Source organism: Kitasatospora sp. NPDC042419 (assembly GCF_056437345.1).
Window position 1 is genome coordinate 71,043 of record NZ_JBWKAW010000026.1, and the last position, 12,538, is coordinate 83,580.

Here is a 12,538-nt window from a genome sequence, read left to right on the forward strand (position 1 = left end):
ACACAGGCTTGCTCTCCCGGCGTGGAGGGCGTGAAGGGTGGACGACGGGTCACGGCCTGAAGAGGATCTTGACGGCGCCGTCCTGCATCTTCTGGAACATGCGGTAGGCGTCGGGTGCTCCGGAGAGCGGGACGTGGTGGGTGGCGAAGGCGTCCACGCCCAGTGGAGGTGCAGGTCCGACCCGCACAGCCCGGTGGCCGTGACGTTGACGACGATGTCGGTCGGGTCCTTGATCACGGGATCGGGGACCGAGTCGATCCGGACATCGCGCTTGCCGTGCCATGTCAGAGCCTTCACTGCCACTGCCAGGAATGGACCGCGGCCCCTCGCCATCGCGTCTGTCCGCGCGACCGGTGGCGAAACGGGGCGGGCAGGCAGGGGCCTGGCCGTCATGCCGGGCCCGGAACCCGCCGGCGTCCTCACGGTCCGGTTGTCGTTCGGCAGCAGGTCCGACCACGTGGACGGGCTACGGCAGGACGACAGGTCTCCCCGTGGTTGGCCGGCGGCGTTGCGGACAGACGCCCGGTATGACTCCCCTGTTCAGCCGATCGCACCGGAACGGTGGTGGGGAGGGCGGCAACCGCCCGGGCCCGAGCCGTCGCGTGGAGGCGGCCGCCCCTGACACACTCGGCGAATTGTCCCGACGGTCCTGGTGGGCGGTACTGCGGCGGACCGGCAAGGAGTTCCTGGAGGACGAACTGCCCGACCGCGCCGCTGCCCTCACCTACTACAGCGTCCTGGCGATCTTCCCCACGCTGTTGGTCCTCGTCTCCGTGCTCGGTGTGGCCGGCACGTCGGCGACCACGACCGTCCTGGACCACGTGGAGAAGCTCGCACCGGGTGCCGCCCGGGACATCCTGCGCAGCGCCGTCGACCAGTTGCAGAACAACACCGGCACCAGCGCGGTCCTGCTGGTCGTGGGCCTGGCGGCCGCCCTGTGGTCGGCCTCCGGTTACGTCGCCGCGTTCATCCGCTCCTCCAATGCCGTGTACGACATCCGGGAGGGCCGTCCGGTGTGGAAGACCACCTCGTTGCGGCTCTGGCTGACGCTGCTGCTGATGGCGCTGCTGACGGCCAGCGCGGTCATCGTCGTGTTCACCGGGCCGCTGGCGGACCACGTCGGCCGGGCCCTGGGTCTCGGCAGTACCGCGCTCACGGTCTGGTCGATCGCCAAGTGGCCGGTCCTGGTGCTCCTGGTCGTGCTCATGATCGCCGTGCTGTACTGGGCCGCGCCCAACGTGCGCGACCGCGGCTTCCGCTGGATCTCCCCGGGCAGCGCCCTCGCGGTGGCCCTCTGGATGGCGGCCTCGGCCGGGTTCGCCCTGTATGTCGCGAACTTCTCGTCCTACAACAGGACTTATGGCACTCTGGCCGGCGTCATCGTCTTCCTGGTCTGGTTGTGGATCTCCAACCTCGCCATCCTGCTGGGCCTGGAGTTCGACGCCGAACTCTCCCGTGAACGCGCCATCGAGGGCGGCCTGCCGAAGGACGAGGAGCCGTACGTCCGGCCCCGTGACACCGACACCTGGCCCGAGGACGAACAGCCCTGATCAACGGGCCGGCGATCCAAACGGTGAACAGCAGGCGCAGTGCACGACCGATGTGTCCCGCCCACCAGGCGTCCAGCACCTCCTGACCCGGCCGGAGTTCCCCTCGGTAGGCCGACCGGCCCAGCCCGGGCCGCTCCGGTACGGCGGTGCGGGCAGCGTTGTCCGCGTGGGAAGGTCCACAGGATGGAAATGCTGGTGAGGAATCCGATGACCAGGAGGATTACTCCGAGGATGATCACGATGACCTACATTGTCCGTCCCCCCTCAGTTTCGCCCACCGGTGCGGCGAGGGCGACGGCTCACATTTGCGCTCCGGGTCGGGCGCTTCAGACCGAGGTCGAGCGGCACCCTTCGCGTCTGGGGGCAGCTGCCACTTTGCCCCCGTACGGTGCTCGTCGTCGGCTTCACCGGGTGGGCGCGGAGCGGTGGTGTCCGGCGCCGTGCGGGGCGAGGACGTTGACACTGACCTCGTGATGCCAGCCGTTCAGCAGACGGGCCTGTTCGTTGGCCCGCTGTGTGAGGCGGTCCAGGTCGTCAGGGTCCAGGCGGGCGTCCTGGTCGGCGATGGCACGCAACGCGCGCCACAGCGCGGCCTTGCCCTCGACGCCGACGCGCATCGTCTCCAGCTCGATCAGATCGCTCAACGGGGAGCGGCGCACCAGCGTGCCGTTCGGCTTGAGGCGCCCGAGCCGTTCGCCGGCCACGCCCAGCCAGGTGCGGTAGTGCCGGACCGGTACGCCCAGCCGGTTCATGATCCGTACGAGGTCGTCCCGGTCCTGCTCCACATCCCGGGCCAACTGGCGCAGCGCGGAGGCGCGCGCAAGATGGGGGTGGGTGTCGGCCATGCGGCGGGCGAGCGCGCTTCCGCCGAACGCGCCCGTGAGATGGTCGTTCAAGTAGACGTTCAGCGGATCCGTCCGCGGCTGCGCAGTCATCGCCTGTCCTCCGAAGACCTGAGCCTGCTGAGGGCAGCCCCGCGGGGGGCTGTCACTGTCCATCGTTGCGCACACGGCCGACGGGCGCCTGCCCGCCGGGGAGACGGCCTGCGGGCCCAGCTGTCTGCTTCTCCTGCTTCCTGACCCGCTCGTCCGGGAGCCGCCCGGGCGCGACGTGCCCGCACGCGCGGGTGGTGCTTCCGCACGCATGCGGGGCACGTCGACGACATCAGGCCCGTGCCGGGAACCGCTCCCAGACGCGGTGGGTGCCGAGCAGGTCCACGAGCTGCGGGAGCGCGTCGGCGCCTTCCGCGACGGTGATCACACCGGGTGCCTGTGGGTCGACTCCCGCCGCTGTCCACAGGGCTCGGGCGTCTGCGAGGCCGGCGATCGGCTTGGCGTGCCGCCATGCCTCGTTGACGAGCAGGACGGCGCGGGAGTCGAGTGTGGACTGCCCGCCCGCGACGGCGCCGGACTTGGCGTCCCGGGCGCCGCGGTCGTCGGCGCCCGGCGATGGCACGCCGGCCACCAGGAGTGCGTCGAACTCGACGGAGCGGGCCGCGGCGTAGGTCCTCTGCACGGCGAGTTCGTCGGCCAGGGGGGCGCCGGTGGGGGCGATGATCAGTGGCAGCAGTCCGGCGTCGAGGGCGGCTTCCCGCAGCTGCCGGACGGCGGCGGGGTCACTGGTGGCGCCGGTGAGGATGCCGAGGACCCGGCCGGTGGCCGGCCAGCGCCGACCGACCTGCGACAGCGCCGCGCTGGGCGCGACCTCGGCACGGGCGCCGGCCGCGGCCCGCGGCGCGGGCAGTCCGAGGCCTGCGGCGACCTCCGCGCAGAGCACCTCGTCGATCTCGGCGAGGACGGTCAGGACCCGCTCCCTGATGGCCGGCTCGTGGACCTTCGACAGCTCGAAGGTGTAGGCGGCGATGATGTGTTCGCGCTCGACCGGGCTCATGCTCAGCCAGAACAGCCGCGGCTGGCCGAAGTGGTCGGCGAACGAGGCGGGCGCTTCGCGGACCTTGGCTGCGGCTGCGATCGGGGTGGGGTGCTCGATGAAGGCGTGCTCGGCGGCACCGGCGAAGAACGGGCAGCCGCCGTCGAGGGAGTTCGGCTTGTACGGGGCGACGCCGCTGTGCACGGCGTCCTGGTGGAACCCGTCGCGCAGCATGTCGTTGACGGGCGCGTGGGTGCGGTTGATCGGGATCTGCGCGAAGTTGGGGCCGCCGAGGCGGGTGATCTGCGTGTCGAGGTAGGAGAACAGGCGCCCGGCGAGCAGCGGGTCGTCGGTGACGTCGATGCCGGGGACGAGGTGCCCGGGGTGGAAGGCGACCTGCTCGGTCTCGGCGAAGAAGTTCGTCGGGTTCGCGTTCAGGGTCATCAGCCCGATCGGCCGCACCGGTGCGAGCTCCTCCGGGACGAACTTCGTCGGGTCGAGCAGGTCGATGCCCGCGAAGGTCTGGTCGGGCGTGTCCGGGAAGGTCTGGATGCCGAGCTCCCACTGCGGGAAGTTCCCGGTCTCGATGGCGTCCGCGAGGTCGCGGCGGTGGAAGTCCGGGTCCATGCCGTTGATCAGCTGGGCCTCCTCCCAGACCAGTGAGTGCACGCCGGCCTTCGGCTTCCAGTGGAACTTCACCAGCGTGGTGTCGCCCTCGGCGTCGACCAGGCGGAAGGTGTGGACGCCGAAGCCCTCCATCATCCGGAAGGACCGCGGGATGCCGCGGTCCGACATGTTCCAGATGGTGTGGTGGGTGGCCTCGGTGTGCAGGGAGACGAAGTCCCAGAACGTGTCGTGGGCGCTCTGCGCCTGCGGGATCTCCCGGTCCGGGTGCGGCTTGCCGGCGTGGATGACGTCGGGGAACTTGATCGCGTCCTGGATGAAGAACACCGGGATGTTGTTGCCGACCAGGTCGAAGACGCCCTCGGAGGTGTAGAACTTCGTCGCGAAGCCTCGGGTGTCGCGCACGGTGTCCGCCGACCCGCGCGAGCCCAGCACGGTGGAGAACCGCACGAACACCGGTGTCTCCACGCCCTCCGCCAGGAACGCGGCCCTGCTGACGCCGGCGGCGGTGCCGTAGCCGCGGAAGACCCCGTGCGCGGCGGCGCCCCGGGCATGGACCACGCGCTCGGGGATCCGCTCGTGGTCGAAGTGCGTGATCTTCTCGCGCAGGTGGTGGTCCTGCAGCAGCACCGGACCGCGCGGCCCGGCCTTCAGCGAGTGGTCGGAGTCCGGCAGCCGCGTGCCGTTCGCCGTGGTGAGGTAGCCGCCGCTCTGCGCCGCCGTGTCCGCGGGGGCGCCGGTCTCCCGGCCGGTCGGGGACAGCGGGGCGGGCGCCCGCTGGTCCGGCTTCAACGGAAGCGGCGCCCTCGGCTCGGTGGGCTCCGCGAGCGGCGGCGGCTGGACGCCGGGAGCGCCGGGCACCTCCACGGTCGGCCGGTCGTCGTCGCGCACGGCCTCGGTAACTGCGTCGACGATCTTCTTCACCGGTCCGGGCTTGGACATGGTTCCTCCGATGCGGGTGGGGTACCCGGCGGCCGCGGTCCTCGCCGGGACCGGAGGCCCCGGGCCTGTCGGTGCCTGACGAACACGAACGACCGCCCCGACGGACAGGGCGGGGACTCAGGGCAGGGGGGTTCCGCCGGTGGCGTTGACGATCTCGCCGGTGATGTAGGAGGCCTCGGGGGAAGCGAGGAAGACGTAGGCGGGAGCCATCTCGGCGGGCTGTGCGGCACGCCCCATCGGGGACTGCTCGCCGAAGTGCGCGACCTTGTCCTCGTCCATGGTGGCCGGGATCAGGGGCGTCCACACCGGTCCGGGGGCGACGGCGTTGACCCGGATGCCGTCGGGGGCGAGCTGCACGGCGAGGCCCTGGGTGAACGCGACGATCGCGGCCTTGGTCATCGCGTAGTCGAGCAGGTGCGGGCTGGGCTTGTACGCCTGCACCGAGGCGGTGTTGACGACCGACGCGCCCTCCCGCAGGTGCGGAAGTGCCGCCCGGGTGAGCCAGAACATGCCGTACAGGTTGGTCTTCATCACGCGGTCGAACTGGTCGGTGCTGATCGCGGCCAGGCCGTCCGGCTGGGACATCTGGTAGGCCGCGTTGTTCACCAGGACGTCCAGGCCGCCCAGCTCCCCCACGCACCGCTGCACGAGATCCGCGCAGAACCCCTCCTCGCGGATGTCACCGGCAACGGCCACCGCACGACGGCCGGCCTCCTCGACGAGACGGACCGTCCCGTCGGCGTCCCGCTGTTCGGCGGGCAGGTGGCAGAACGCGATGTCGGCGCCCTCCCGGGCGAACGCCAGGGCCACGGCCCGCCCGATCCCGGAGTCACCGCCCGTGATCAGGGCGACCCGACCCGCGAGCCGGCCCGACCCCCGGTAGCTGTCCTCCCCGTGATCGGGCACCGGCTCCATCGCCTCACCGCTTCCCGGGTGCGGTTGGGACTGCTGCGGCATCGGCGGCTCCGGCCGTCGGCGCGCCGGTTCGGACGAGGTCGACTGATCGCTCATCACAGGAATACGGCCTTTCCGGGCTCCAAGGAGGGTGTGCCTCATGGTCGCGGCTACCCGTCGACCGTCGCCCCACCCGTCCCGTTCGATCCTGGCGCCCGGGCCGAGCCCTGGCGCGGCGCACTGCTGCACCCGGGTGGCCCGGCGCCGCGCGGGCGGGGTGAGCCCACCGATCACGGGTACGCGTGCCCCACACACCAACCCCGTTACCCACTCACCGGAGGACCGCATGGACGCGATCGTGCTGCTCAAGGACGACCACAAAACCGTGGAAAAGCTCTTCAAGGCCTTCGAGAAGGCCGGCGACCACGCGTACGCGGAGAAGCTGAAGATCGTCGACCAGGTGATCGAGGAGCTCACCGTCCACGCCGTCATCGAGGAACGGGTCTTCTACCCGGCCGCCCGCGAGGCCGCGCCGGACACCAAGGACCACGTCCTGGAAAGCATCGAGGAGCACCACGTCGTGGTGTGGATGCTGTCCGAGCTGGCCGGCATGGATCCGAAGGACGAGCGGTTCGACGCCAAGATGACCGTGCTGATGGAGAACGTACGCCACCACGTCGAGGAGGAGGAGAAGGACTGGTTCCCCGAGGTCCGCAAGGCCATGGGCCGCAACCGCCTGGTCGAACTCGGCGAACAGCTCCAGGAAGCGAAGAAGACCGCCACCCGCGACCCCCTGAAGGTCCCGAGCGCCGACGCCTGACTGCCGCAGGATCACCCGGACGCGGGCTCGCAGCGCCCGCGTGGTGCCCGCCCCGGCGGAAGCGGAGCCTGGAGACACGGCCAAGAAGCAGTGGGCGCCCGCCGTCGTGCCTGCCATCCCGGGCAGGTGACGGGATCGGACACAGCCGCCGCCCACCTCAGCGGCGACGTCCGCGTCACAGACCGGTGGGTCAGGCGCCGCACCGGTGACAACGTCGAGACCTGAATCTCCGCCGCCGTCGTCCAGCGGACCGTCTGGGGCTCTCATCCGTGACGGGCCCGCGGTCACGAGGGCGGGTTCGCTCGGTGGTGGCCCGGCCGGACGGGCCGCGTCGGGCGGGCAGGCCCGGGTAGGCGCGAGGTGAACGCGGCCAACGCTCGCACTCCGGCTCCCAGGGGCCGACCAAGGAACAGTTGTACAACGAGGCGGAGCAGCGCAACATCCACGGCCGTTCCACGATGAGCAAGAAGGAACTCGCCGACGCTCTCGGCCACTGACCGAACACCCAGGTCGGTGGGGCAGGCAGGCCGATCACGGAACCGATCCGATTCACAGCCCGTGGGCCGGCGCACCGGTCCTCGGAACACAAGGTTCGGGGAGTCGGGTGGACGTGGCCCATGCGGACCCGGCCGACCCGGAGCGCCCCGTGTATGGCGGCCGCTGCCGGGCACGGCTCCGACGACGTGCCCTGACGGCGCGGTCGGCGGACGGCCCGGAGCCGGGTGCGGAGGTGGCGTTGCGGGCGGTGTCGGAGCGGGGTCAGTCGAGGGGCTGGGCGTGCAGCGGCCCGTCGGGGCCCGGAGTCAGCAGGCAGGCGTGGCCGCCCGGGGTGATCTCGACCCGCAGGGTGCCGGCCGGGTCGCTGTAGACGGGGTTGCCGAGGGGGCTGAGTTCACCGGTCGCGGTGACGGTGGCCTGGGGCTGCGGGGCGTGGGCGCCGACGGGACGGGGAAGGGTGATCAAGTACGTCTGGTGCATGGCGGAGCTCCGCGAGCGCGGTCGGCCTGGTCCACCGGCCGGGGATAGGGGCCTTCCATTCTCCTACTGCCGGGCGGGGCCGCGGCCCCGCCCGGCAAGCGGTGGTTCCGCGCGTCGTTGCCGGCCAACCGCGTAGAGGCTTTGTGGCGGCCGACGCTGTCGGAGCCGTTCATCATCGCGGGCCCGGACCGCGTCCCCGGGCCCAGCGGTACGGACCGGTTCCGCATGGCCACGCGTGGGGCCCACGCCGCCGGGCGTCGCATCCGCGCCTGCCGGCCCTGGCCGGTGACCGGCGCCCGCCCCAGTGACGCACGCCGGTCACCGCGGCGGACGCCCGTCATGGCAGGCAGGCGAGCGAGGTGATCCGCAGGCCGGGCGTGATCCGCAGGACACGGTGTTCTCCGCTGCGGGTGATCTCGACCTCCCAGCGTCCGTCGTCGTCGATGTAGACGCGGTGCCCCGCGGGGCCTGTACGGGCACTCGCCGTCACGACGGCGTTGCGGACCGCGCCGGCCGTGTCCCGCAGCCGCAGCAGGTACCCGCCCTTGGCGGCCGCAGCGGATCCCCCCACCACGGTGGCCGTCACGCGTGGAGGGGGTCGAAGCCGAGGATCCGGCCCAGGGCGCGGGCCGTCCCCCCGGCCCGGGCGCGGTCCGGCGGTGCGCCGCCCCGGTTCACGCTGCGGCCGTCAGGTCGGCGCGGCCGAAGAGCAGCGCGTAGCCGCGGGGTAGCTGGGCGAGGATGCGGTCGGCAAGGTGGCCGTCGGAGAGGTCGGTCAGTGCGGTCAGGACGGAGGAGGTGTCCCAGCGGGCGGCACTGAGGCTGGTGTCCAGGTTGCGGGCGACGGCTTCGACGAACGCGGGGGCTGTGACCGGAGCGGGAAGGGGGATCTGGGTGGCGAAGACGGTTCGGGCCCGGTCGGGGAGGGCGGCGGCTAGATCGCAGCGTTCTTCGCCAGTGAGCTGAGAGCCCAGAACGGTCAGGACGGCGGTGAGGGCGCGTTCGGCTTGCTCGTCGGCGGTGTAGCGGCCGAGGTTGCGGACCTGCTGGAGGAGGTGGCGGTAGCGGGTCATGACCGTGGGGCCTTCCGGGGGCTGGCCGGCCGCGGGAGGGCGGCCGGGGTGAGGTGGGGGGTCAGGGTCGTGTTCCTGCGGCAGGGCGGCCGAACAGCAGGTCGTAGCCGGGCGGCAGCTGGAGCAGGACGCGCCCGGTGAGGTCGTCGCCGGCGGCGTCCGCCACCGTGGACAGGACGGCACCGATATCCCACAGGGCCGTCACTTCGGTGGCGCCCTCGATCCAGGCCGCGGTGGCGCGTACGAAGCGCTCGTGGCTGAGCGGCTCAGCGGCGTGCAGCGGGTCGAGCAGGACCAGGGCCATGGCATCCGGAAGGCGGGCGGCCAGTTCGGCGCGCACGTCGCCGACCAGGTGGGCACCGAGCAGAGCCAGGACGACCCGGGCCGCGCGCTCCGCCTCCTGCGGGGTGTCGTACTCGCCGCGTTCCCGGACTTCGTCCAGGAACGCCTCCCATCGTGGAGTCACCGCGGTTCTCCCTTCGTCCCATGGGTCGACGCGACCGGTGCCCGGTCAGGGCTCGGCGGCCAGGTGCCGGTTCAGACCGGTGAGCTTGAGCAGCCGGACCACGCGGCGCCCCGCCCCGCGCAGGACCAGGCGCCCGCCGCCGTGGTCGGCCTGGTTGCGGGCCCGGACCACGACGCCCAGGCCCGCGCAGTCCATGAATGTCACCTCCGACAGATCCAGCACCACCTCCCTGTGCGACTCGAGCGCGGCGGCCAGAGCACGGTGCAGCGAGGGTGCGGTGTCGAGGTCGATCTCGCCCCACGCCCGTACCACGAAGGATTCGTTGCCCTGGCTGTTCATGGCGTTGCCCCGTGTCCTCGGCCGGGGCCCGGAAGGGCGGCCGGCGGCTGGGGATGTTCCGGCCGCCCCTTCGATCGAGGGGGGAGAGATCAGGGGCGGCCGGAACGCCATTCGGTGGCCGGTCAGGCCCGGATCTGCTTGCGGTCGCCGCTGTGGCTGATCGCGATCTTGCGGGGCTTGGCCTTCTCGGCGACCGGGATCTTCAGAGTCAGCACGCCGGCGTCGTAGTCGGCGGTGATCCCGGCGGGGTCGAGGGTGTCGGAGAGCATGACCTGTCGCGAGAACACGCCGAGCGGGCGCTCGGACAGCTCCCACTTCACGCCCTCGCCTTCCTGGCGCGGGCGGCGCTCGGCCTTGACAGTCACCATGTTCCGCTCGACGTCGATGTCGATCGCCTCCGGGTCCACCCCCGGCAGGTCGAAGCAGATCACGTACTCGTCGCCGGCCCGGTAGGCGTCCAACGGCATCGGCGTCGGACGCGACCAGGTGCCGGTCGTGTTGAGGAACTGCTGGGTCAGCCGGTCCAGCTCGCGGAACGGGTCAGTGCGCAGCAGCATCGCGAAACACCTCCAGGTGGTTGGGCTATGGGAGCCGGTGCGCTTCACCTGACACTGTTGTAGCGCGTCATCCATCCGATGACAAGTCGATGCGTCGCCGATAGAGTGACCTCATGAGTGAGAAGCCCCGCGGAGCCGCACCCGACGCTCCCCGGCCGGTCGAGCCCGCCTCGTTCCTGGCCGCCGCCGCAGCGCTGGCCGCCATCGACGACGCCGTCCGCACCGCCCACAACCCCGCGTCCCAACCCCCGACCACCCCACATACGCAGGGCCCTGAGCATGCCCTCGCCGCCCTCGTCCTCCTGCGCGAGCTGCGCGCTGAGCTCGCCGGCTGGGAAGCCGGCCTGGTCGATGCCGCCCGGGAGGCCGGCGCCACCTGGGCCGACCTCGCCCGCCCGATGGGCGTCGCCAGCCGCCAGGCCGCCGAGAACCGCTACCTGCGCCTCAAACCCTCCAGCAGCACGAAGCACGCCGGCACTGGCGCGGAGCGCGTCAAGGCTGTCCGCGACCAGAGGGCCGCCGACCGAACGGTCACCGCCTGGGCCCGCGACAACGCCGCCGAGCTGCGGGTCCTCGCCGCCCAGATCACCGCGACCGCACTCGCCCCCGGCGCCCGCCGCACCCAGGCCGCCCTGACCGCCGCCCTCGGCGCCACCGACCCCGCGGACCTCATAGAGCCCCTCGCCGCCGTCCGTCCCCACCTCGGCACCGGCCAGCGCGACCTCGCCACCCGCCTCGACGCCCTCACCCACCGCACCACCCAGCTCCGCGATGACAGCGACCGACGCCGCGCCTGACCCCGTCGCCGCCGCCGAAAGGCGCTGGCAGGACCTCCTGAACCGCATCCACGACCTCGAAACACGAGTAGCCGCCACCACGAACAGCGTCACCACCGCCCTCGACACCCGACTCGCCCGACTCGACGCGCTGCGCCACCACCTCGCCCACCCCAACTGGCCACTGCCCGCCCCCTATCGGGACAGCCCCCCGGCCACAGCGCCGAACAACCAGCCGGCCTGACGGGGCCGGGGGCCACCCCCGCGGTCCGCGACCACCCGGACCAGCGGGCCCGGCGCCCGCGTTCCAGCGCTCGTGATCACTCGACGGCCCGGAGCGGCCCGGCGTCTCCGAGAGCAGCGCAGCCGGCAACCCGCCCCGGGCCGGCCGCGGTGGTGGACGGCGCTGTCACCCGTCCGGCGGATCTGCCGTCAGGCGTCATTGATCACACGCGGGCGGCGTGGTGGGCCGGCCTGATGACGTCCGAGGGCAGAAGAATCCTGGGCCGGGCGGCCAGCGCGGTCACAGCCGTCACCGGCCGCCCCCTCCCGAGGACCGGTCCCCCGAGAAGTTCCGGGCATCGCCCGGACTGATCGAGGACAATCCGACCGCGTTGAGCGCCGCCCCGGCAGCGGCCGGACGTCCGGCCGGCCCGCGCCACGGCCTCGTGCGCCTGCGTGCGGCAGGCGCCCTGTCCCGCGTTGATCACGCTGTCCCTGGTCAGGCTGGCTTCGCACACGGTGCGGTTCTACCGTGGACCTACCAGCGCATATCTCCGGGAGCGCGCCATGATCATCATCATTGGGCTCGTCATCCTGGTCGCCGCGGTCGTCGTCGGCGTGGCCGGTGTCCTCACCAACACCGGCAGCGGACACGCGCTCACCGGCGGGTTCGAGGTGTTCGGCTACCACGTCACCGGCTCCACCGGCACGCTGTTCCTGTACGGCATCATCGTCGGCGCCCTTGCCATGTTCGGCCTGAGCCTGCTCCTGGGCGGAGCACGTCGGACCTCCCGGCGCGGCCGCGCCGCACGCCACGGACTCAAGGAGTCCCGCCGTGAGACGGCCGCAGCCGGCAGGGAACGCGACGAGCTCATCGGCCAGCGTGACACCGCCCGCGCGGAAACGGCCGCAGCCGGCAGGGAACGCGACGACCTGATCGGCCGGCGTGACACCGCCCGCGCAGAGCCGGCGGACGCCTCTGACAGCGGCGTACCCCGGGACGCCCTCCCTCCCGAAACGGATGACGGCCACCGGAACTGGTCGCACCCCTTCGGGCACCGCTCCGATCCCGGGGGACCAGAGACACCACCACGCGCGGACCGCTGACCGGCCGCCGCACATGCCCTCACGGGCACGCCCCAGCAATCTGCTCTCGAAGGGTGGCTTGCCATGAGTATCGGCAAGAAGATCGCGCACAAGGCCGAAGCGGTCAAAGGTGGCGCGAAGAAGACCGTGGGCCGCGTCACCGGCAGTCGGCGTCTGCAGGCCGAGGGCCGCGGCGACCAGATCAAGGGCAACACCAAGCAGGCGGGAGCGAAGATCAAGGACGCCTTCAAACACTGATCACCGCACCCCGCCGCAGACTCGAATCGGCCCGAGGGCTCAGGGCGGTCTCGGCCGTACGGGGTGCAGGTCCGACACGGGAAG

At 72.1% G+C, this 12,538-nt stretch carries 15 protein-coding genes and 2 pseudogenes; 7 read left to right on the forward strand and 10 right to left on the reverse strand.

The genetic code is table 11. From position 1 onward, the window contains the following. Positions 1-147 precede the first annotated feature (147 nt). Positions 148-297: pseudogene (locus AC067J_RS34110) on the reverse strand (glutathione-dependent formaldehyde dehydrogenase); the annotation flags it as partial. A gap of 230 nt (positions 298-527) precedes the next feature. On the opposite strand from AC067J_RS34110, the gene AC067J_RS34115 reads away from it, so the two are divergent. Continuing rightward, positions 528-1,550, forward strand: a complete 1,023-nt coding sequence (locus AC067J_RS34115; protein ID WP_478305875.1) for a YihY/virulence factor BrkB family protein — start codon at positions 528-530, stop codon at positions 1,548-1,550. A 404-nt stretch (positions 1,551-1,954) separates the two neighbouring features. On the opposite strand, the gene AC067J_RS34120 is transcribed toward AC067J_RS34115, so the two are convergent. The 3 genes from AC067J_RS34120 to AC067J_RS34130 all read right to left on the reverse strand — a co-directional run bounded on the left by AC067J_RS34120 (position 1,955) and on the right by AC067J_RS34130 (position 5,996). Next, the gene (locus AC067J_RS34120; RefSeq protein ID WP_478305877.1) at positions 1,955-2,485 is read right to left on the reverse strand and encodes a hypothetical protein; all 531 of its coding nucleotides are present in this window, start codon (positions 2,483-2,485) and stop codon (positions 1,955-1,957) included. A gap of 229 nt (positions 2,486-2,714) precedes the next feature. Beyond that, positions 2,715-4,985 carry a catalase gene (locus AC067J_RS34125; protein WP_478305879.1) on the reverse strand — a complete coding sequence of 757 codons (2,271 nt, stop codon included), beginning with the start codon at positions 4,983-4,985 and terminating at the stop codon, positions 2,715-2,717. 117 nt (positions 4,986-5,102) lie between these two features. Then, complete coding sequence (locus AC067J_RS34130; RefSeq protein WP_478305881.1) at positions 5,103-5,996, reverse strand: SDR family oxidoreductase; 894 nt, start codon at positions 5,994-5,996, stop codon at positions 5,103-5,105. 229 nt (positions 5,997-6,225) lie between these two features. On the opposite strand from AC067J_RS34130, the gene AC067J_RS34135 reads away from it, so the two are divergent. Both AC067J_RS34135 and AC067J_RS34140 read left to right on the forward strand, forming a co-directional pair. Continuing rightward, positions 6,226-6,699 (forward strand): hemerythrin domain-containing protein, encoded by a 474-nt coding sequence (locus tag AC067J_RS34135; protein ID WP_478305882.1) that lies wholly within the window; start codon positions 6,226-6,228, stop codon positions 6,697-6,699. A gap of 368 nt (positions 6,700-7,067) precedes the next feature. Continuing rightward, positions 7,068-7,196: pseudogene (locus tag AC067J_RS34140) on the forward strand (plasmid stabilization protein); the annotation flags it as partial. 262 nt (positions 7,197-7,458) lie between these two features. Here the strand turns inward: AC067J_RS34140 and AC067J_RS34145 are convergent. The 6 genes from AC067J_RS34145 to AC067J_RS34170 form a co-directional block, all read right to left on the reverse strand. Beyond that, a complete protein-coding gene (locus tag AC067J_RS34145) occupies positions 7,459-7,677 on the reverse strand; it encodes a DUF6296 family protein (RefSeq protein ID WP_478305883.1) in 219 nt (72 codons plus the stop codon). 337 nt (positions 7,678-8,014) lie between these two features. Then, positions 8,015-8,263 carry a DUF6296 family protein gene (locus tag AC067J_RS34150; protein WP_478305885.1) on the reverse strand — a complete coding sequence of 83 codons (249 nt, stop codon included), beginning with the start codon at positions 8,261-8,263 and terminating at the stop codon, positions 8,015-8,017. 88 nt (positions 8,264-8,351) lie between these two features. Beyond that, entirely contained in the window at positions 8,352-8,750 is a 399-nt protein-coding gene (locus tag AC067J_RS34155; protein ID WP_478305886.1) for a DUF2267 domain-containing protein, read from the reverse strand. A 61-nt stretch (positions 8,751-8,811) separates the two neighbouring features. Continuing rightward, complete coding sequence (locus tag AC067J_RS34160) at positions 8,812-9,216, reverse strand: DUF2267 domain-containing protein (protein ID WP_478305888.1); 405 nt, start codon at positions 9,214-9,216, stop codon at positions 8,812-8,814. A gap of 45 nt (positions 9,217-9,261) precedes the next feature. Then, positions 9,262-9,555, reverse strand: coding sequence for an STAS domain-containing protein (locus tag AC067J_RS34165; protein WP_478305890.1), 294 nt, complete (start codon positions 9,553-9,555; stop codon positions 9,262-9,264). A gap of 122 nt (positions 9,556-9,677) precedes the next feature. Continuing rightward, entirely contained in the window at positions 9,678-10,112 is a 435-nt protein-coding gene (locus tag AC067J_RS34170; RefSeq protein WP_478305892.1) for an Hsp20/alpha crystallin family protein, read from the reverse strand. A 113-nt stretch (positions 10,113-10,225) separates the two neighbouring features. Between AC067J_RS34170 and AC067J_RS34175 the strand changes: the two genes are divergently transcribed. The 4 genes from AC067J_RS34175 (at position 10,226) to AC067J_RS34190 (ending at position 12,454) form a co-directional block, all read left to right on the forward strand. Continuing rightward, on the forward strand, positions 10,226-10,909 hold the full coding sequence (locus AC067J_RS34175; protein WP_478305894.1) for a type III effector protein: 684 nt from the start codon (positions 10,226-10,228) through the stop codon (positions 10,907-10,909). Further along, positions 10,884-11,132 (forward strand): hypothetical protein, encoded by a 249-nt coding sequence (locus tag AC067J_RS34180; protein WP_478305895.1) that lies wholly within the window; start codon positions 10,884-10,886, stop codon positions 11,130-11,132. Before AC067J_RS34175 ends, AC067J_RS34180 begins: the two co-directional genes overlap by 26 nt. Before the next feature lie 458 nt (positions 11,133-11,590). Continuing rightward, entirely contained in the window at positions 11,591-12,217 is a 627-nt protein-coding gene (locus AC067J_RS34185) for a hypothetical protein (RefSeq protein ID WP_478305897.1), read from the forward strand. A gap of 63 nt (positions 12,218-12,280) precedes the next feature. After that, entirely contained in the window at positions 12,281-12,454 is a 174-nt protein-coding gene (locus tag AC067J_RS34190; RefSeq protein ID WP_478305899.1) for a CsbD family protein, read from the forward strand. Positions 12,455-12,538 lie beyond the last annotated feature (84 nt).

What these genes read in the sequence shown, in the direction of transcription:
- AC067J_RS34115 (WP_478305875.1), top strand. Translation starts at nt 528, where the DNA reads ATGACTCCCCTGTTCAGCCGATCGCACCGGAACGGTGGTGGGGAGGGC.
- AC067J_RS34120 (WP_478305877.1), bottom strand. Translation starts at nt 2,485, where the DNA reads ATGACTGCGCAGCCGCGGACGGATCCGCTGAACGTCTACTTGAACGAC.
- AC067J_RS34125 (WP_478305879.1), bottom strand. Translation starts at nt 4,985, where the DNA reads ATGTCCAAGCCCGGACCGGTGAAGAAGATCGTCGACGCAGTTACCGAG.
- AC067J_RS34130 (WP_478305881.1), bottom strand. Translation starts at nt 5,996, where the DNA reads ATGAGCGATCAGTCGACCTCGTCCGAACCGGCGCGCCGACGGCCGGAG.
- AC067J_RS34135 (WP_478305882.1), top strand. Translation starts at nt 6,226, where the DNA reads ATGGACGCGATCGTGCTGCTCAAGGACGACCACAAAACCGTGGAAAAG.
- AC067J_RS34145 (WP_478305883.1), bottom strand. Translation starts at nt 7,677, where the DNA reads ATGCACCAGACGTACTTGATCACCCTTCCCCGTCCCGTCGGCGCCCAC.
- AC067J_RS34155 (WP_478305886.1), bottom strand. Translation starts at nt 8,750, where the DNA reads ATGACCCGCTACCGCCACCTCCTCCAGCAGGTCCGCAACCTCGGCCGC.
- AC067J_RS34165 (WP_478305890.1), bottom strand. Translation starts at nt 9,555, where the DNA reads ATGAACAGCCAGGGCAACGAATCCTTCGTGGTACGGGCGTGGGGCGAG.
- AC067J_RS34170 (WP_478305892.1), bottom strand. Translation starts at nt 10,112, where the DNA reads ATGCTGCTGCGCACTGACCCGTTCCGCGAGCTGGACCGGCTGACCCAG.
- AC067J_RS34175 (WP_478305894.1), top strand. Translation starts at nt 10,226, where the DNA reads ATGAGTGAGAAGCCCCGCGGAGCCGCACCCGACGCTCCCCGGCCGGTC.
- AC067J_RS34180 (WP_478305895.1), top strand. Translation starts at nt 10,884, where the DNA reads ATGACAGCGACCGACGCCGCGCCTGACCCCGTCGCCGCCGCCGAAAGG.
- AC067J_RS34190 (WP_478305899.1), top strand. Translation starts at nt 12,281, where the DNA reads ATGAGTATCGGCAAGAAGATCGCGCACAAGGCCGAAGCGGTCAAAGGT.